The organism is Rahnella sp. P4_A8 (assembly GCF_056402435.1).
In genome coordinates, this window is sequence record NZ_JBFUHK010000007.1 from 100,168 (window position 1) to 119,133 (window position 18,966).

Here is an 18,966-nt window from a genome sequence, read left to right on the forward strand (position 1 = left end):
AAAACTTAGTGCTTCACGCTTTCAATAAAGGTTTTACGGGCGGTTTTGGAACCCAGACGTTCGGCTTCGTCCAGCAATTTCAGGGCTTTATCGACGTCCCCTGCTTTCACTGCTTTCTTAATCGCATCGTTAAAGTAGGTTTCTGAATCGCTGAGCATTGGCTCGCTCGGTTTAGCCGGAGCCGCCGCAGGTGCAGGCGCTTGTGTGCTGCCGACCACCACGGGTGCAGCGGCTGCCGGTGCGGAAGACGGGAAGATCTGACCAATCATCACGTTACCGGTTTTCTGCTCGGCAGTGACTTTCAGACTCAGTGTGCCGGTCGGGGTATGACGGGCAATCGGATCCGGGATATCCGGCACCGCGTTACCCACGCCAGCGGCGAAGGCTTTCGCCGGGTTCACCATCTGCGTGGTCTCAGCTAAGTCCTGACGGGTGGTGTACACCAGCAGATAAATTTGTTTCTGACCCAGTGCCGGTGTCAGTTTCAGTGTGCCTTCCAGACGATCGCTCGAGACGATACCTGGTTTCTGATACGGGAAATAGCTGGAAGGGTAAAACGCAGCCGGACGCATCTGCTCATCCAGCACCAGAACATTTGGCGCATACACGGTTTTACCGGTCGCGATACTGGTCAGCGTAATTTCAAGCGAACCCCGGTCAGCAGGTAAAGCGAATGCCCCGACGGCGCCCTGAATCTCACCCTGATTAATTTCAGCGCTGGACGTCCCCAGCGTTACATCCTGCGTCACTGGCGGAACCAGCGGCGTCCATGAAAGGTTGCGTAAGGTCTGGCTGGAAATAGCCGGTGCAGTATTCGCATCATTTTGCGCAGCATTCACCACAGCAGGGGCAGCAGCCAACAGGCTCAGCGACAGACACAGTGACAGCAGATTCTTTTTCATTATTGTTTCCTTTGAAATCACCATGAAGGCTGGCGGTCATCAGCGATAATCCGCCAGCCAGCACATCTTCTTTACTGCGTTTTTTTAAAGCTTACATTGCCATTTTTCCAAACTCTTTCGGGTTGCCGGAAGGCGGCAAGCGTCCAAGTCCCCGGGAGCGTAGACAACTACGTGACCGGGGCGAGGACGCGCAGCCAACGCATCGGCAGCGCGAAGGAGGAAGGAAAAAATTACCACCAGATTTCCATTTGGGCGCCGAAGGTGACTTCGTCGTCATTACCACGGCTGTATGTGGTCGTGCTGGTGTCGTTCATCGCTAAGCCATTGTTTGCGCCGCTGTCAGTGTCGTAGCCCCATTTTTCATCCCAGTTCGCATAAGTGGCAAACACGCGGATGGCCGGACGTGACCAGATGCTGTCGCCCGCCTGCCATTGTTGCGCCAGGGTGACTTTGTACTGGCCGTTTTTGTCGCCGGTACGCTGGGATTTCACGTTGTCGTAACCGACTTCCAGCAAGGTGCTCATGATCGGGGTCCATTTGTACATCGGACGGACACCGACGGTGTACCAGGTGGTGCCGTTGTTGTTATCGCGGTCAACGTCCTGATACATCGCCACGTACATCAGGCTCCAGGTGTCGTTGAAGTCGATAGCACCGTGGTCGAGCACACGCACCATGCTGCCGTTGTTGTTGATGGCAGCACCATTCGAGTGGCCGTTCGCCGCGCCCTGGCCCGGATCCGTCATGGAATCTGCGGCATATTGCAGCACGAATTTGTTATAGCCGTTGTAAATACTTTGCGTATGTTCCGCAGTGACCAGGAAGCCGTCTTTGGTCGCATCGTCAGCCAGTGAATAACCATCACGCGCGTTAGCACGACCGTAATCCACCCCTAACTCCAGCACACCGCCCGGGTTAGTTTGCAGGCCTGCCAGACGCACGTCGAACACGTCGTTGGAGGTAGGCACTTCGTTACGCTGGTCGGCGATATAACCGTATGAACCGCCGCTTTCGGTGTTACGGGTGGCAGCCAGAGACAGTTTACCGAAGCCCAGATCGATATCTTCCAGACCCGCACCAGGACCTGAAATATCCCAGTAGTAGAAGTCGATCATGTGAACGTCATGACGTTGGTAGAAACGCTTACCGGCCCACATAGTCGAACCCGGCAGCCATTCGATCAGGTTCTTACCCTTCACGTTTGCTTCGCGGAAAGCCGGATCGGTTGACTCCCAGTCGTTCTGTTGAGAAACGGAATACGCCACGTTGGTGTCGAAGTAGAAGCTCTTATCCCCTTCTTTCCACACTTCCTGACCCAGTTTCAACTCTGCATACGTCTCACATTCGTTACCGAGACGGTATTTGCTGTCTGCACCTGTCGCTTTGAAACATTGCTGCTCGCCGCCGCTGCCGGTCCAGCCAATACCCGAACGGGCATAACCTGTGAAATCCACCGCCATTGCTTGTGTAGAAAGGATGCCAGCAGCCACTGCCAGCGCCAGGGAAGAACTACGCATTGTGATCATCATTTTCTCCTGTAGGGGATCGCGTGCTTTCAAACACCAGGTTCGGGGTGTAACCGGCGACATGCCGTTCCGTCTTCGCGGAACAGATGGCAGCGGTGTGGCGGCAAACCGATGGCGAATGTTGCACCTTCTTCTACCAGCACCACGTCGTTCTGGCGGTACACCAGGTTCTGACGAATTGCCGGAATTTGGATGTGGATCTGTGTTTCGTTACCCAGTTGCTCGACGACCTGCACTTCGCCGGAAAGCGTCACTTCAGCGACGTCGCTTGGCAGAAGATGTTCAGGGCGGATACCCAGTGACAGGTTGCTGCCGACTTTCACGTCGGTCCCTTCCACCGGCAGCCAGACTTGCTGGCGGTTCGGCAATTCGACCTGTACGCGCGCAGGTTCAGCAGCGGTGACTTTCACCGGCAGGAAATTCATTTTGGGTGAGCCGATAAAACCGGCGACAAAGCGGTTGGCAGGATAGTGATACAGCTCGAGCGGCTTACCGACCTGCGCGATATGCCCGGCATCGAGCACCACGATTTTGTCGGCCAGCGTCATCGCTTCGACCTGATCGTGGGTCACGTAAATCATGGTGCGTTTCAGGCGTTTATGCAGACGTGAAATCTCAATACGCATCTGCACACGCAGCGCAGCATCTAAGTTAGAAAGCGGTTCATCGAGCAGAAAAACCGTCGGCTCGGCAACCAGCGTACGGCCAATCGCCACGCGCTGACGTTGTCCGCCGGAAAGCGCTTTCGGGCGTCTGTCCAGCAAATGCGCCAGTTGCAACACTTCGGAAACCTGATTCACCCGCTGATTGATCTCGGCTTTTTTCGCCCCCGCCAGCTTCAGGCCGAAGGACATGTTTTCTGCCACAGACAGATGCGGATAAAGCGCATAAGACTGGAACACCATGCCGATGCCACGATCGGCGGGCGGCACTTCATTCATGCGTTTATCGCCAATCTTCAATTCACCGGACGTGATGTCTTCCAGGCCTGCAATCATGCGCAGCAGAGTGGATTTACCACAGCCGGACGGCCCGACGAACACCACAAACTCGCCTTCTTCTATTTCCAGGTTGATGTCGCTGGAAATCACGGTGTCGCCAAAGGCTTTGTACACGCTGTTAAGGGAAACGCTCGCCATCCTGAACTCCTGTACTTGCTGCCAGCGAGAAAACTCAATGCAACGAAGAGTGAAGGATTAGCCGGTAACCGTAATCATCCGTAACAAAGTTTTTCATGGGGGAGGAGCAGGGAGGATGACGATTCACCGCAACCGGATGAAAGTTCACAGCAAAAATCAAATTCGTGATCTGAATGGCAAAAAACGAACCATATTTTTGAGTGATGAACCACATAACGCCTGAGAGTGTCGGTGGGATCACATTCTGAGAGGTGGGGGCGTAGAGGGGGGGATGATGAAGCTGTGACAGGTTAAATCCACACTGGCGTCGTACCCTGTCTTTTCCGTCTCAGACGATAAAAAAACCGACTACAAAAGGATTGGATTATGACCCTCAGCATTAAAAAGATTGTTAAACACACACTGGCACTCTCGGCGCTGGCTACGCTGGTGTTGTCATCTTCCGCGTTCGCCAAAATAGAAGAAGGAAAGCTGGTCATCTGGATCAACGGTGACAAGGGCTATAACGGCCTGGCGGAAGTCGGTAAGAAATTTGAAAAAGACACCGGCATTAAAGTCACGGTAGAACATCCGGACAAGCTGGAAGAAAAATACCCGCAAGTGGCAGCCACAGGCGGCGGTCCTGACATCATCTTCTGGGCGCATGACCGTTTTGGCGGCTACGCACAATCCGGTCTGCTGGCTGAAATCAGCCCGGACCAGACCTTCAAAGACAAACTGTTCCCGTTCACCTGGGATGCGGTCACCTTCAACGGCAAGCTGATCGGCTATCCGGTCGCGGTTGAAGCGCTGTCACTGATTTACAATAAAGACATCATTAAAGAAGCGCCAAAAACCTGGGAAGAAATCCCGGCGCTGGACAAAGAGCTGCGCGCCACAGGCAAGAGCGCCATCATGTGGAACCTGCAGGAACCGTACTTCACCTGGCCAATCATCGCCGCTGACGGCGGTTATGCCTTCAAGTATGAAAACGGCAAATACAACATCAAAGACACCGGCGTGAATAACGCAGGTTCACAGGCTGGCCTGCAATTCATCATCGATCTGGTGAAAAACAAACACATCAACGCCGACACCGATTACTCCATCGCTGAAGCCGCCTTTAACAAAGGCCAGACCGCAATGACTATCGACGGTCCGTGGGCGTGGTCAAACCTCGACAAGAGCAAAATCAACTACGGCGTGACGTTGCTGCCAACGTTCCACGGCAAGCCGTCTAAACCGTTCGTCGGCGTGCTGACAGCCGGTATCAACGCCGCCAGCCCGAACAAAGAGCTGGCGAAAGAGTTCCTGGAAAACTACCTGATCACCGACGACGGTCTGGCCGTCGTGAATAAGGACAAACCGCTGGGTGCCGTGGCGCTGAAGTCTTATCAGGAGAAACTGGAAAAAGACCCGCGCATTGCTGCCACCATGGCGAACTCGAAGAACGGTGAAATCATGCCAAACATCCCGCAGATGAGCGCCTTCTGGTACGCAGAACGCAGCGCCATCATCAACGCGGTGAATGGCCGTCAGACCGTTCCGCAAGCACTGAAAGATGTAGAAACCCGCATTACCAAGTAATGCCTGCGTTTTAGCTCAATGAACGGTACGGAGCCAACCTGCTCCGTACCGCCACTACAAGGATTGTCCCTATGCCAGTAGCCAAAAAAAGGCCGTTCAGCAATGCGCTTAAGTGGCTGATCATCGCCCTGCTCGCCTGCTTTACCGGTTATCTGATCGTGCTGATGTATGCGCAGGGTGAATACCTCTTTGCCGTTCTAACCCTGATCCTCTCCGGTGTCGGCTTATACATTTATGGCAACCGCCGCGCGTATTCGTGGCGCTACGTGTACCCCGGTCTGGCCGGGATGTCGTTATTTGTGTTGTTTCCGCTGATCTGCACCATCGCGATTGCCTTCACTAACTACAGCAGCACCAACCAGCTGACCTTTGAACGTGCGCAGTCCGTTCTCATGGGACGTGAATTCCAGGGCGGCAAGGTGCTGAATTTCGCACTCTTCCCTGCGGGCGATAGATGGCAACTGGCACTGACGTCGGCGGATAACAGCGAGACGCTGGTTTCCCCGCCTTTTGCTTTCAACGCTTCCGCGCCGCAAACGCTGGACATGCTGCCGCAAACCGCGCCATCGGCTGAAAAAGCCGGGTTGCGGGTAGTGACACAAAACCGTCTGGCCCTCGGTCAGATCTCAGCGAAATTACCCGACGGCGAAACGCTGCGCATGAGTTCCCTGCGCCAGTTCTCCGGCACTCAGCCGCTGTACAAACTCGGTGAAGATAAGAAGCAGCTGACCAATGTGCAAACCGGCACGATTTACCGCCCGAACATGGACACCGGCTTCTATCAGGCAGTGAACGCTCAGGGCGAATGGCAGGCAGAAAAACTCAGCCCCGGCTTTACCGTCGGCATCGGCTGGGGCAACTTCCTTCGCGTGTTACATGACGAAGGGATCCAGAAACCGTTCCTGTCGATTTTCGTCTGGACCGTTGTATTCGCCCTGCTGACCGTGGTGCTCACCGTGGCTGTCGGTATGGTGCTGGCCTGCGTGGTGCAGTGGGAAGAACTGAAAGGGAAAGCGGCGTACCGCATCCTGCTGATCCTGCCCTACGCCGTGCCTGCGTTTATTTCGATTCTTATTTTCAAAGGGTTATTCAACCAGAGTTTTGGTGAGATCAACCTGATGCTCAGCGCGCTGTTTGGCATCAAACCGGCGTGGTTCAGCGATCCATGGACGGCCAAAAGCATGATCATTATCGTCAACACCTGGCTCGGTTATCCGTACATGATGATCCTGTGCATGGGCCTGCTGAAAGCGATCCCGGACGATCTTTACGAAGCATCCGCTATGGATGGCGCGACGCCGATGCAGAACTTCTTCCGCATCACGCTGCCGCTTTTGATCAAACCGCTGACGCCACTGATGATCGCCAGCTTCGCGTTTAACTTTAATAACTTCGTGCTGATCCAGTTGCTGACGAACGGCGGGCCGGACATGCTCGGCACCACCACGCCAGCGGGTCATACCGATTTGCTGGTCAGCTACACCTATCGCATCGCCTTTGAAGGCGGCGGCGGGCAGGACTTCGGGCTGGCGGCAGCGATTGCCACGCTAATCTTCCTGCTGGTGGGAGCGCTGGCTGTCGTGAACCTGAAAGCATCACGTATGAAATTCGACTGAGGAGAAACAAACAATGCCTATGGTTAAACCGAAGTCGCAGAAAGTCAGATTGCTGGTCACACACCTGCTGTTGCTGTGCTTTCTGGCGCTGATCCTGTTCCCGTTGCTGATGGTGTTCGCCATCTCGCTGCGTCCGGGTAACTTCGCCACCGGCAGCCTGATCCCGGATCAGGTCTCGTGGGATCACTGGAAACTGGCGCTCGGCATTGCCGTCAACAACAGCGACGGCAGCGTTACGCCACCGCCGTTCCCGGTGATGCTGTGGCTGTGGAATTCGATCAAGATCGCCGTGATCACCGCCGTCGGCATCGTCGCGCTTTCCACCACCTGCGCCTATGCCTTTGCCCGCATGAGATTCCGCGGTAAAAGTTCGCTGCTTAAAGGGATGCTGATTTTTCAGATGTTCCCGGCGGTGCTGTCGCTGGTGGCGCTATACGCCCTGTTCGACCGTCTCGGCATGTACGTGCCCTTCCTCGGGCTGAACACCCACGGCGGCGTGATTTTCGCCTATATGGGCGGCATCGCCCTGCACGTCTGGACGATCAAAGGCTATTTCGAAACCATCGACGGTTCGCTGGAAGAAGCCGCTGCGCTGGACGGTGCCAGCCCGTGGCAGGCATTCCGTCTGGTTCTGCTGCCGCTGTCTGTGCCAATTCTGGCAGTGGTGTTCATTCTGTCGTTCATCGCGGCCATCACCGAAGTGCCGGTGGCGTCGTTACTGCTGCGTGACGTCAACAGCTACACACTGGCGGTCGGTATGCAGCAATATCTGAACCCGCAAAATTACCTGTGGGGTGATTTCGCGGCGGCAGCCATATTGTCGGCTATCCCGATTACGGCGGTGTTCCTGATTGCTCAACGCTGGCTGGTCGGCGGCTTAACGGCAGGCGGTGTGAAAGGTTAACTGTAAGGCTAATGCGCTTTGTAATACTTGATCAATTCCCTGTGTCTTGGGCGGCTGAATAAGCCGCCTTTTTTTATGCATGGAGGGATCGGGAATAACCAAATAGTCGGTGCAAAGGTATCAGCGAGCTCACAAGAGGCAATGGACTGTATAGCGATCACCAGACCACCTTAGGATTCATATACAGGCCATCCGATCCCAACGGTTGCCCATAAAAAAGGGGTCCTGCCCTAAGGCAGAACCCCTTTTCACTTCCTTCCTTTCAGCTTCAGCTCACCGATACTTTCCGGCGGCGTTTATCGAGGTCTTTAATCAGCTTATTCACCTGCTCGTCGGCAAACATCTCTTCGAGCGTATGGGAAAGCTTACGGCGCCAGTTCGGATATTCATCGCTGGTGCCGGGCACGTTAACCGGTGCGCCCATGTCCAGCCAGTCTTCCGGTTGCAGGCCGAGCAAGGCACAGGCACTGTCAGCGACGTAGCGTTGCAGACCACGGTTGAGTATTGGCGTCATTTCCATCAGTGCGGCTTTATGCCCGGTTTTCTTCGGGATGCAGCCGTAATGATGCAGACCATCAAGCAACCCCTGACGTGCGCGGGCGCGGTCGGCGTACAGCTCCTGTAAAACAGCCTCGTCGCGGTACAAACCGAGGGATTTTCCCAGCGCCAGATCGTCGCTTTGCCAGTAGCCGCGCAGCGTCGGCAGGTCGTGCGTGGTAATCGTGGCCATCGCCTGAACCGGATAGGACTGCGGCGCGCGGAAGTTGTTTTCCTCGTCGCGCTCGAAATACAGCACTTTGTAGGAATACACGCCGCTTTCGCGCAGTTTGCTGACGATCTCGACCGGTACGGTGCCCAGATCTTCGCCGATCACCATGCAGCGGTGACGCTGGCTTTCCAGGGCTAAAATGGCCAGCAGATCATCCACCGGATATTGCACGTACGCACCTTTATCCGCCGTTTCACCCGCCGGGATCCACCACAGGCGCAGTAACGCCATCACATGATCGATGCGCAACGCGCCGCAACTCGTCATGTTGGAACGCAGAAGATCGATAAAAGGCTGATAGCCGCGCCTCACCATCACATGCGGATCCATCGGGCGCAGATCCCAGTTCTGACCGAGCGGGCCGAGAATATCCGGCGGTGCACCCACTGAAGCTTTCAGGCAATACAGTTCGCCGTCGCCCCAGGTTTCGGATCCGCCTGCCACCACGCCGACCGCCAGATCACGGTAAAGCCCCATCGGCATCTCGTGCCGCTGGCTGGTGTGATAACACTGCGTAAACTGGGTTTCCGCCAGCCATTGCAGCCACAGATAAAACTCCACATCCTGCGCATGTTGTTCGCAGAAAGCGCGCACGGCCGGGCCACGGGCATCATGATATTTTTCAGGCCAGCGGTTCCAGCCAAGTGCCACATCACTTTCTTTCGCCAGATGCTCGTAAAGCGCATCAAACGCAGCCTGCAGATACAGGCTTTCACCGCCCTGTTTGACGAAGTTGCGCAGGGATTTCACCTGCGGATCCTGCGCCTTACGTCCCTGAAAATGCGCGTAAGCCAGCCGTAATCCTTCTAATTTCAGCGGCATAACGCTGGCGTAATCCACCCAGTCATTGGCGCGCACCGCCTGCAAACGTTGCTGCGTCAGCGGCTGATGCCACCACTGTTGCGCCGCATCGCTCTGCCGGAAATCATCTACCGCGCCGACGTCGATATAAATCACGTTTAGCCAGCGGCGGGATGACGGACTGTAAGGGCTGGCGGCCACCGGATTCGCCGGATACAGCGCGTGGATCGGATTAAGCCCGACAAACGCGCCGCCGCGTTCGGCGACGTTTTTCAGCATCAGATTGAGATCGCCAAAATCACCGATGCCCCAGTTATTTTCCGAGCGCAATGTATAAAGCTGCACGCAGGCGCCCCACAGTTTTTTACCGGCCAGCAGCGCATCCGGTTCGTAACAGCGTTTCGGCGCGACAATGACCCGGCACTCCCACTGTTGCGCATCCTGCGTCAACGTCAGCTGGTGATAACCGGCAGGAATTTTACCCGGGAGTGCCAGCGTCATTTTGCCGCTGATCCGCCCCTTTTGGGTCACGCCGCTTTCCAGTTTCAGAGTCCAGGCATATTCGCCTTCACCGCCGACCGGCAATGCCAGACGGCTGCCGGTGACAAACACTTTGACCGACGGCACCGGCGTGGCAACCGGGCGGCGGCTGCCCGCCACCCAGCCCATCGCCGATAACAGTTCACGCTTGGTCTCGGAAGCGATTGCCTGTTGTTTGCCGTGCGCATTAATAAAACCAGAAGCAATCCCCGCCTCCCTGGCGGCCTGCTCCAGTGCTTTGTTCTCCATGCGGGCTCCTTATCGCTTCGCCTGCCAGATCCGTTGCTGATAATCGCGGATCGAGCGGTCGGAACTGAACATCCCTACGCGGGCCGTGTTGAGGATAGTTTTACGGGTCCACTCGTCCTGGTCGCGATACAACGCGTCGACTTTTTGCTGTGCCGCGCAGTAATCGGCAAAGTCAGCCAGCACCAGATACGGGTCGCCGCCGCCAAGCAAACTGTCGAGCATCAGGCTGAAGGCCTGTTTGTCGCCATTGCTGAAGAAGCCGTTTTCCAGTTCTTTGAGGATCTTATCCAGGTGCTTGTCTTTCTTGCGAATTTTAAGCGGATCGTAGCCCTTCGCCTGCAAGGCTTTGACCTGATCGACGGTGTTACCAAAGATGAAGATATTGTCTTCCCCGACCTCTTCAGCAATCTCAACGTTCGCGCCGTCGAGTGTGCCGACGGTCAGCGCGCCGTTCAGTGCCAGTTTCATGTTGCCGGTGCCGGAAGCTTCTTTACCAGCGGTAGAAATTTGCTCGGAAACATCAGCCGCCGGGATCATCAGTTCAGCCACGGACACGCGGTAATCCGGAATAAACACCACTTTGATGCGGTCACGCACCAGCGGATCGTTATTCACTTTTTCCGCGACTTTGTTGATGGCATAGATGATGTTTTTCGCCAGGTAATAACCCGGTGCCGCTTTCGCGCCGAACAGGAACACACGCGGCACCAGATCCATTTCCGGGTTATCGCGCAACTGACGGTACAACGACAAAATGTGCAGCAGATTCAGATGCTGGCGTTTGTATTCATGCAGACGTTTGATCTGTACGTCGAAAATGGCATCAGGGTTGAGGGTCAGTCCCATCACCTGTTTCACGTAATGCGCCAGTTTGATTTTGTTCTCACGCTTAATGGCCTGATAACGCTGACGGAATTTTTTATTATCCGCAGAACTTTCCAGCCCTTTCAGCGCGTCCAGGTCATTCACCCATTCGGTTTTCAGGGTGTCATCAATCAGCGATGACAGCGCCGGGTTACACTGTTTCAGCCAGCGGCGCGGTGTGATGCCGTTGGTCACGTTGTGGAATTTATTCGGCCATAACAGGTGATATTCCGGGAACAGGTCTTTGACCACCAGTTCGGAATGCAACGCCGCCACGCCGTTCACCGCAAAACCACTGACCACGCACAGATTTGCCATCCGCACTTGTTTGTTCTGATGGACAGACAGTTTTTCCCAGACGGCTTTGTCACCCGGCCACTGTTTTTCGACCACTTTTTTGAAGCGGGCGTTGATGGCTTTGATCAGCGAGAAATGGCGCGGCAGCAGGCTGCGCACCAGTTTTTCATCCCAGCACTCCAGCGCTTCCGGCATCAGCGTGTGGTTGGTGTACGCGAACGTCTGGCGGGTGATCGCCCAGGCGGCGTCCCATTCAAGCTGGTGTTCGTCGAGCAAAATACGCAACAGCTCAGGAATGGCAATGGTCGGGTGCGTGTCATTGAGCTGGATGACTTCAAATTTCGGTAAATCCTCAATTTTACGGCCAAGGAAGTGATGGCGGCGCAGGATATCGGCCACCGAGCAGGCGCACTGGAAATACTGCTGCATCAGGCGCAGGCGTTTGCCAGCGTCGTGATTGTCATTCGGATACAGCACTTTGGTGAGTTTGGCCGCATCAATGCCTTTTTGCTCGGCTTTAAGAAATTCACCGTCATTGAACAGCGTCAGATCGAACGGATGCACGTCAGTGGCCTGCCACAGACGCAGCGGCTGGGTAACGCCATTTTTGTACCCGACCACCGGCAGATCCCAGGCTTCACCGCGCAGGGTAAACGCCGGATGCCACTGTTCAGCGCCCTTTTCGTTTTTTGTCAGTTTGCCACCAAACGCCACATCGACGGACAGTGAGCTGTTGTGGCTGAACCACGGATAGCATTCGCGATGCCAGTTATCCGGCGCTTCCTGTTGTTTGCCTTCGCTGAACGACTGGCGGAAAAGACCGTACTGATAGTTCAGACCGTAGCCGGTGGCCAGTTGCCCGACGGTCGCCATGGAATCGAGGAAACAGGCAGCCAGACGGCCTAATCCGCCATTGCCCAGCGCCGGATCGGTTTCCTGCTCCAGTACGTCGGCCAGCTCGACACCCTGCTCTTTCAGCGCCTGACTGACCGTGTCGTACCAGCCGAGATTGATCAGATTATTCGCGGTCAGGCGCCCGATCAGGAATTCCATCGAAATATAGTTAACGTGCCGTTGCGGCTGTTTCGCCGCCGCCGGTGCCGGTTGCGCGCTCAGTTGTTCAGATAATGCGGCACTGGTGGCCTGCCACCACTGGTGCGGTGTCATATCCTGTGCCTGCTGCAAACCGAACCCTTGCCACTGGCGTTTCAGCGCGGCTAAAAACTGCGTCTTATCTAAAGTCACCTGCATCACATGCCTCTTTATCCGGAAATTTGTAGGGAAAGTCTGGTGTTGATTATCACTATGCTGACGCGTATGTCGGTGAGCGGCATCCTCCCGTAAAAGATTAGGCAGGGAGGAGAAACGGGGCGTAGCCGGAGGAGACGGAGGTTCAGGGCAGATGCCTGAAAATTTGTATTAAGAAGTGTGATGCAGAGCAACTTAACGGCATGTAAAAACGTAACATTCTTGCAATCAATGTTTCAAAGGAGGACTTTAGAAAAAGTGATTAATTACACGCTGTGAAATAAATAACGTCCCCTCTGTCCTTCTGTCAAAAGAATCGAAAAAAATGCTGATCCCTTCAAAATTGAGCCGCCCGGTGCGGCAGCAAAATACAGTGGTTCGGGAACGTCTGCTGACGAAGCTCTCGACTGCGCCAAATTATCGTCTGACCCTGGTCGCCAGTCCGGCGGGTTATGGGAAAACGACGCTGGTGGCGCACTGGGCTGCAGGTAAAAGCGATCTGGGCTGGTATTCTCTTGATGAAAGCGACAATCAGCCGGAGCGCTTTGCCAGCTATCTGATTGCTGCTGTGCAGCAGGCCTGCGGCGGGCATTGCATCAAAAGCGAAGCGCTGAGTCTCAAGCATCAGTACGCCAGTTTACCTGCGCTGTTTGCCCAGCTTTTTGTGGAGCTTTCCGACTGGCACAGCCCGCTGCTGCTGGTGATCGACGATTACCATCTGATTTCCAATGACGCCATTCATGAAGGGATGCGTTTTTTCCTGCGCCATCAGCCGGAAAACCTGTCACTGGTGGTGCTTTCACGCACCCTGCCACCGCTGGGCATCGCCAATATGCGTGTGCGGGATCAACTGCTGGAACTCAACGCCTCGCATCTGGCCTTTACGCATCCGGAAACACAGCAATTTTTCGACAACCGGCTGAAAGACCCGATTGATCAGGCAGACAGCAGCCGGCTGTGCGACGAAGTCGCGGGCTGGGCCACCGCCTTGCAACTAATTGCGTTATCGGCGCGGCAGTCTTCTCACCCTTCACAGCATTCGACGCAGCAGTCCGCACGCAAACTGGCCGGGCTGAATGCCAGCCATCTTTCTGAATATCTGGTGGATGAAGTGCTGGATCGCGTTGATGCCCCGACGCGTGATTTTCTCCTGCGCTGCTCGCTGTTGCGCTCAATGAACGATGCGCTGATTGTGCGCCTGACCGGCAGCGAAAATGGTCAGCAACGGCTGGAAGAACTGGAACGTCAGGGATTATTCATCAACCGTATGGATGACAGCGGCGAATGGTTTAACTTCCACCCGCTGTTTGCCACATTCCTGCGTCAGCGTTGTCAGTGGGAACTGGCATCTGAGCTGCCTGCCATTCACCGCGCTGCCGCCGAAGGCTGGCTGGCACAAGGTTTTCCGGCCGAAGCCATTCATCATGCGCTGGGTGCCGAAGACACCAATCTGCTGCGCGATATTCTGCTGCAACATGCCTGGGCCCTGTTTAATCAAAGCGAGCTGGCGTTGCTGGAAGAATGTCTTGCCGCTCTGCCTTATGACCGGCTGATTCAGAATCCTAAACTGGTGTTGTTGCAGGCATGGCTCGCACAAAGTCAGCACCGTTATGCTGAAGTCGAGGTGTTGCTGGCCCGCGCTGAAAGCGAAATGAAACAGCATAATATTGTGATGGAACAGGCACTGGCGGCCGAGTTTGATGCCCTGCGGGCACAGGTGGCTATCAACGACGGACGTCAGGATGAGGCGGAAAAACTGGCCACTGAGGCGCTGCGCTATCTGCCTTATGAAAGCTATTACAGCCGCATTGTGGCCACGTCCGTGACCGGTGAAATCCAGCACTGCAAAGGGGATCTCACCCGCGCACTGCCGCTGATGCAGCAGACCGAGCAAATCGCCCGCCGTTATGAAGCCTATCACTACGCCTTATGGGCGCTGCTGCAACAGAGTGAAATTCTGATTGCTCAGGGCTTTTTGCAGGCCGCGTTTGAGATGCAGGATCGCGCTTTTGAACTGGTGCGCGAACAGCATCTTGAACAGTTGCCGATGCACGAATTTTTATTGCGTTTACGTTCCCAGCTGCTGTGGTCATGGTCGCGGCTCGATGATGCAGAAGAAGCTGCGCGTGAAGGGCTTAATGTGCTGAGCAATTTCCAGCCACAACAGCAGTTGCAATGCCTGGCAATGCTGGCGAAATGTTCGCTGGCACGCGGTCAGCTCGACAACGCCCATCACCATTTACAGCGCTGTGAAGCGTTGCTGAAAACCGGTCAGTATCACATTGACTGGCTGACCAATACCGATAAGCCGCGGGTGATTTACTGGCAGATGATTGGCGATAAAAACGCTGCACGCCAGTGGCTGCAACAGGCGCGTAAACCGGACATGGCAGATAACCATTTCCAGCAAGGCCAGTGGCGAAATATTGCCCGCGTACAGATTTTGCTGGAACAGTTTGATGAAGCTGAAGTGGTGCTCGATGAACTGAATCAGAATGCCCGGCAGTTGCGCCTGACCAGCGATCTGAACCGCAATTTGCTGCTGAGTAACTTACTTTACTGGCAAACCGGGCGCAAAAGTGACGCCCAAAAAGCATTGATCGAAGCGCTGGCGCTGGCGAACCGTACCGGTTTTGTCAGTCATTTCGTCATCGAAGGGGAAATGATGGCGCAACAACTGCGCCAGTTGATCCAGCTTAATCTGCTACCGGAACTGGAACAGCGCCGCGCCCAGCAGATTTTGCGCGAAATTAACCAGCATCACCGTCACAAGTTTGCGCATTTCGACGAAGGCTTTGTGAACAAACTGCTGACCCATCCGCAAGTGCCGGAACTGATCCGTACCAGTCCGCTGACGCAGCGCGAGTGGCAGGTTCTGGGGCTGATTTACTCCGGCTACAGTAATGACCAGATTGCCGGTGAGCTGGACGTTGCATCAACGACCATCAAAACCCATATCCGTAATCTGTATCAGAAGCTGGGGGTTGCGCACCGGCAGGAAGCGGTGCAGCAGGCTCAGCACCTGTTACAAGTGATGGGTTACGGCGCGTAATTATCTCTTCAAAATACATCACGATTTCTCCGCTTTTCATAACACATCGTCAAAATAAGTTGATGTGTTATGCCTATTTTTTATTAGCGAACATTTTTTACTCAAAAATAAAATCCGGTGATATAATGTGACCGTCGTCACATAATTGTAATTCACCATTTCTTCTGTAAAGCCCATTGCCCGCCCGTCGTAGCAGCCTTCCGGCTGATTTTGGCTTCGTGCAAGTGGCTGTAGTAAGTAAGGATTTTATCGATGGGTACATTAACTGCCGGGATTTTAATGATGCGCTGGGAATTGCTGAGCGCTTTTTTGATGTTCTGCACCAGTCAGCTTAATATTGTTTGTCGCCAGTCCAGCCGCAATACCATGGCATTCGTTTGCAGTGGTATCGGCCTCACCGTGACCTGTTTCTTTGTCATGAGCCTGATGGGCATGAGCTACAACGCCGTTGCCGTCGCGCAATTCTGGGCAAACACCAAAGACGTTTTCTTTGATGTCATGAGCAAAACCCCGACCGATATGTCTTACTACTATTAATCCGATTTCCTTAGCGGATATTCCAGATTATTAAAGGGCAGAACCGCATGTTCTGCCCTTTTTGTTATCCCGCGCTTTCCCCCGTGTTACTTCTGATGATTATTTGTTCAGCCGGATGTCATGTAATCCTAAATATAAAAATTTGCGTGACGCATCGAATGTCTTTTTGTATCTATCATTCTGATTACCTGTAAATTGCGGGATGTACCGAAAGGTAAAAAGATATTGTGCTGGCGTCTAAACTATTCATTGCTAATAGTTGAAGGGACGTATTAGATTCTCACTCTATACTTTTCTTAGAATGATCATTGCTTTGTTTGCTTCAGGCTGCTGAATTTTCTCTGATTTGGCTCCCCTGCTTATGGTTGAAGGAATTCCGATGAATACGCATCACATGCTTGGCGCGTTAGTGTTACTGGTAAGTTCTGCTTCTTCTCTCGCCGTTGAAACAACGGGCATTCCTCAGGATCAGGTGAAAGAGCGCAACGCGTTCATTGCCGATTTGATGAAAAAAATGACCCTTGATGAAAAAATYGGTCAGCTGAATCTGGTCACTGTGGGGCCTGAGTACCAAAAAGAAGCCATCATGGCTGACATCCGCGCCGGTAAAGTCGGTGGCGTGTTTAACACGGTAACTAAGCCCGATATCCGCCGTATGCAGGATCAGGTGCAGTACAGCCGCCTGAAAATTCCTCCGTTTTATGCCTATGACGTGGTGCATGGGCAGCGCACGATTTTCCCTATCAGCCTCGGTCTGGCGGCGAGCTGGGATATGCAGGCGGTGGCGACCAGCGCACGTATTTCAGCCCAGGAAACGGCAGCTGATGGCCTGAACATGACGTTCTCACCGATGGTCGATATCACCCGTGATCCGCGCTGGGGCCGTGTTTCTGAAGGTTTCGGCGAAGATACCTATCTGACCTCGCGCCTCGCGCATGAAATGGTTACCGGTTATCAGGGCAAAGACCCGTCTGCCCCTGACGCCGTCATGGCAAACGTCAAACACTATGCGTTGTACGGTGCTGTCGAAGGCGGCCGCGAATACAACACTGTGGACATGAGCCTGACCCGCATGTTCAACGATTACATGCCACCTTATAAAGCGGCAGTCGATGCGGGTGCCGGCGGTGTGATGGTGGCACTGAACAGCGTTAACGGTATTCCTGCCACCTCGAATACCTGGCTGCTGAAAGATATTCTGCGCGATGACTGGCAGTTCAAGGGCCTGACTGTCAGCGACCACGGCGCCATTGGCGGGCTGGTCAAACATGGCGTAGCCGAAGACGATCGTCAGGCGGCCGCGATGGCGCTGAAAGCCGGTGTCGATATGGACATGGCTGACAATATGTACGGTAAGTACCTGAAAGGGTTACTTGCCGACGGCATGGTGAGCCAGAAAGACATTGATCGCGCCGTTCGCGATGTTCTGGCCGCGAAATGGGATATGGGGCTGTTTGTTGATGAATATCGTCATTTAGGCCCGCAGTCGAGCGATCCGGCTGACACCAACGCCGAAAGCCGTCTGCATCGTCAGGAGGCGCGCGAAGTGGCACGGACCTCGCTGGTGCTGTTGAAAAATAACAATCAAACGTTACCGTTAAACAAAAAAGGCACGATTGCCGTCGTTGGCGCGCTGGCTGACAGCAAGCGTGATGTGATGGGCAGTTGGTCGGCAGCCGGTAAGGCAGCGCAGGCAGTCACTGTGTTGCAGGGGATGAAAGATGTGCTCGGTGATAAAGGCACTATCCTCTATGCCCGCGGTGCCAACGTCACCAACGATCAGGCTCTGGTCGATTTCCTGAACTCTTACGAGAAACAGGTGATCAACGATCCACGCAAACCGCAGGATATGATCGACGAAGCGGTGAAAACAGCAGAAAAAGCTGACGTTGTGGTCGCCGTAGTCGGCGAAGCACAAGGCATGGCGCACGAAGCGTCCAGCCGTTCCGAAATTAACATTCCGCAAAGCCAGCGTGACCTGCTCAAGGCATTGAAAGCCACCGGTAAACCGCTGGTTGTCGTGTTAATGAATGGCCGTCCGCTGACCCTGTCGTGGGAAAACGAAATTTCTGATGCCATGCTGGAAACCTGGTTCAGCGGCACCGAAGGCGGACATGCGATTGCCGACGTTCTGTTTGGAGACTACAATCCATCAGGCAAACTGCCGATGACCTTCCCACGCTCAGTCGGGCAAATTCCTTTGTACAATAGCGTGCTCAATACCGGCCGTCCGTTTAATCCTCAGCATCCAGATAAATACACCACCCGTTATTTTGATATCACCAACGGCCCGCTGTTCCCGTTCGGTTATGGCCTGAGCTACACCAGCTTCGGTGTGTCTGACGTGAGTTTGTCATCCACCACGATGGATGCCGGACACCCGCTCACCGCCAGCGTGACGGTGAAAAACACCGGCAAAGTCAGCGGTGCGACGATCGTCCAGATGTACCTGCAGGATGTCACGGCATCGATCAGTCGTCCGGTTAAAGAGTTGAAGAATTTTGAGAAAATCAACCTGCAGCCAGGCGAAGAGAAAGTTGTTACCTTTACGATCACCGAAAAAGATTTACGCTTCTACAACGATAAATTGAAATGGGCTTCAGAGCCTGGAAAGTTCAATGTATTCGTGGGGTTAGATTCTCAGGATGTGAAACAAACCAGTTTCCTGCTGAAATAACTTTCCGGGCCTGACATCAGGCCCGGAAGAGAATCAAAAACCTTCTCTCTCAGGCGGTATTCCGGTAACGGAGACCGCCTGTTCTGAGCAGTAATTTCTGTCCGGTAACTGGATATATAACTGGCAGTGGCTAACCTTAAATTCAATGTGTTACGCCATTCCGCCCCTGTCCGTTTTTTTACGGAACGTGGCGAATGTGCTGAACAGAGTAAGCTCCGTCTGTGCTGACTGTCGCCCGTCGCCACACTGGCGGCGTATAGCGTTCTTTGCGGAGAAACA

11 protein-coding genes are annotated in these 18,966 nt (G+C 54.3%); 6 read left to right on the forward strand and 5 right to left on the reverse strand.

Going from position 1 to position 18,966, the window contains the following annotated elements:
• Positions 1-5 precede the first annotated feature (5 nt).
• The 3 genes from malM to malK form a co-directional block, all read right to left on the reverse strand.
• Complete coding sequence (gene malM, locus AC1DUO_RS06100; RefSeq protein ID WP_037034195.1) at positions 6-902, reverse strand: maltose operon protein MalM; 897 nt, start codon at positions 900-902, stop codon at positions 6-8.
• Positions 903-1,132: 230 nt separating this feature from the next.
• Entirely contained in the window at positions 1,133-2,431 is a 1,299-nt protein-coding gene (locus AC1DUO_RS06105; RefSeq protein WP_162906058.1) for a maltoporin, read from the reverse strand.
• A 26-nt stretch (positions 2,432-2,457) separates the two neighbouring features.
• Positions 2,458-3,567, reverse strand: a complete 1,110-nt coding sequence (malK, locus tag AC1DUO_RS06110; protein ID WP_013573874.1) for a maltose/maltodextrin ABC transporter ATP-binding protein MalK — start codon at positions 3,565-3,567, stop codon at positions 2,458-2,460.
• Between the two features lie 366 nt (positions 3,568-3,933).
• Between malK and malE the strand changes: the two genes are divergently transcribed.
• The 3 genes from malE to malG all read left to right on the forward strand — a co-directional run bounded on the left by malE (position 3,934) and on the right by malG (position 7,653).
• Positions 3,934-5,133, forward strand: a complete 1,200-nt coding sequence (gene malE, locus AC1DUO_RS06115; RefSeq protein ID WP_013573873.1) for a maltose/maltodextrin ABC transporter substrate-binding protein MalE — start codon at positions 3,934-3,936, stop codon at positions 5,131-5,133.
• 71 nt (positions 5,134-5,204) lie between these two features.
• Positions 5,205-6,749 carry a maltose ABC transporter permease MalF gene (gene malF, locus AC1DUO_RS06120; protein ID WP_013573872.1) on the forward strand — a complete coding sequence of 515 codons (1,545 nt, stop codon included), beginning with the start codon at positions 5,205-5,207 and terminating at the stop codon, positions 6,747-6,749.
• A gap of 13 nt (positions 6,750-6,762) precedes the next feature.
• Complete coding sequence (malG, locus tag AC1DUO_RS06125) at positions 6,763-7,653, forward strand: maltose ABC transporter permease MalG (protein WP_119261178.1); 891 nt, start codon at positions 6,763-6,765, stop codon at positions 7,651-7,653.
• 268 nt (positions 7,654-7,921) lie between these two features.
• Here malG and malQ read toward each other — a convergent pair whose 3' ends face one another.
• A complete protein-coding gene (malQ, locus tag AC1DUO_RS06130; protein WP_013573869.1) occupies positions 7,922-10,012 on the reverse strand; it encodes a 4-alpha-glucanotransferase in 2,091 nt (696 codons plus the stop codon).
• Between the two features lie 9 nt (positions 10,013-10,021).
• On the reverse strand, positions 10,022-12,424 hold the full coding sequence (gene malP / locus AC1DUO_RS06135; RefSeq protein WP_119261177.1) for a maltodextrin phosphorylase: 2,403 nt from the start codon (positions 12,422-12,424) through the stop codon (positions 10,022-10,024).
• 322 nt (positions 12,425-12,746) lie between these two features.
• Here malP and malT point away from each other — a divergent pair, with 322 nt between their 5' ends.
• The 3 genes from malT to bglX all read left to right on the forward strand — a co-directional run bounded on the left by malT (position 12,747) and on the right by bglX (position 18,687).
• Complete coding sequence (gene malT / locus AC1DUO_RS06140) at positions 12,747-15,473, forward strand: HTH-type transcriptional regulator MalT (RefSeq protein ID WP_013573867.1); 2,727 nt, start codon at positions 12,747-12,749, stop codon at positions 15,471-15,473.
• 252 nt (positions 15,474-15,725) lie between these two features.
• On the forward strand, positions 15,726-16,010 hold the full coding sequence (locus AC1DUO_RS06145) for a YjcB family protein (protein WP_013573866.1): 285 nt from the start codon (positions 15,726-15,728) through the stop codon (positions 16,008-16,010).
• A 379-nt stretch (positions 16,011-16,389) separates the two neighbouring features.
• A complete protein-coding gene (gene bglX, locus AC1DUO_RS06150; protein WP_112152060.1) occupies positions 16,390-18,687 on the forward strand; it encodes a beta-glucosidase BglX in 2,298 nt (765 codons plus the stop codon).
• Positions 18,688-18,966: the final 279 nt, after the last annotated feature.

Bases quoted from the DNA above. Each gene is read 5' to 3' on its own strand.
- malK (WP_013573874.1), bottom strand. From the start codon at position 3,567: ATGGCGAGCGTTTCCCTTAACAGCGTGTACAAAGCCTTTGGCGACACC.
- malM (WP_037034195.1), bottom strand. From the start codon at position 902: ATGAAAAAGAATCTGCTGTCACTGTGTCTGTCGCTGAGCCTGTTGGCT.
- malT (WP_013573867.1), top strand. From the start codon at position 12,747: ATGCTGATCCCTTCAAAATTGAGCCGCCCGGTGCGGCAGCAAAATACA.
- AC1DUO_RS06145 (WP_013573866.1), top strand. From the start codon at position 15,726: ATGGGTACATTAACTGCCGGGATTTTAATGATGCGCTGGGAATTGCTG.
- malG (WP_119261178.1), top strand. From the start codon at position 6,763: ATGCCTATGGTTAAACCGAAGTCGCAGAAAGTCAGATTGCTGGTCACA.
- malE (WP_013573873.1), top strand. From the start codon at position 3,934: ATGACCCTCAGCATTAAAAAGATTGTTAAACACACACTGGCACTCTCG.
- malP (WP_119261177.1), bottom strand. From the start codon at position 12,424: ATGCAGGTGACTTTAGATAAGACGCAGTTTTTAGCCGCGCTGAAACGC.
- AC1DUO_RS06105 (WP_162906058.1), bottom strand. From the start codon at position 2,431: ATGATGATCACAATGCGTAGTTCTTCCCTGGCGCTGGCAGTGGCTGCT.
- malF (WP_013573872.1), top strand. From the start codon at position 5,205: ATGCCAGTAGCCAAAAAAAGGCCGTTCAGCAATGCGCTTAAGTGGCTG.
- malQ (WP_013573869.1), bottom strand. From the start codon at position 10,012: ATGGAGAACAAAGCACTGGAGCAGGCCGCCAGGGAGGCGGGGATTGCT.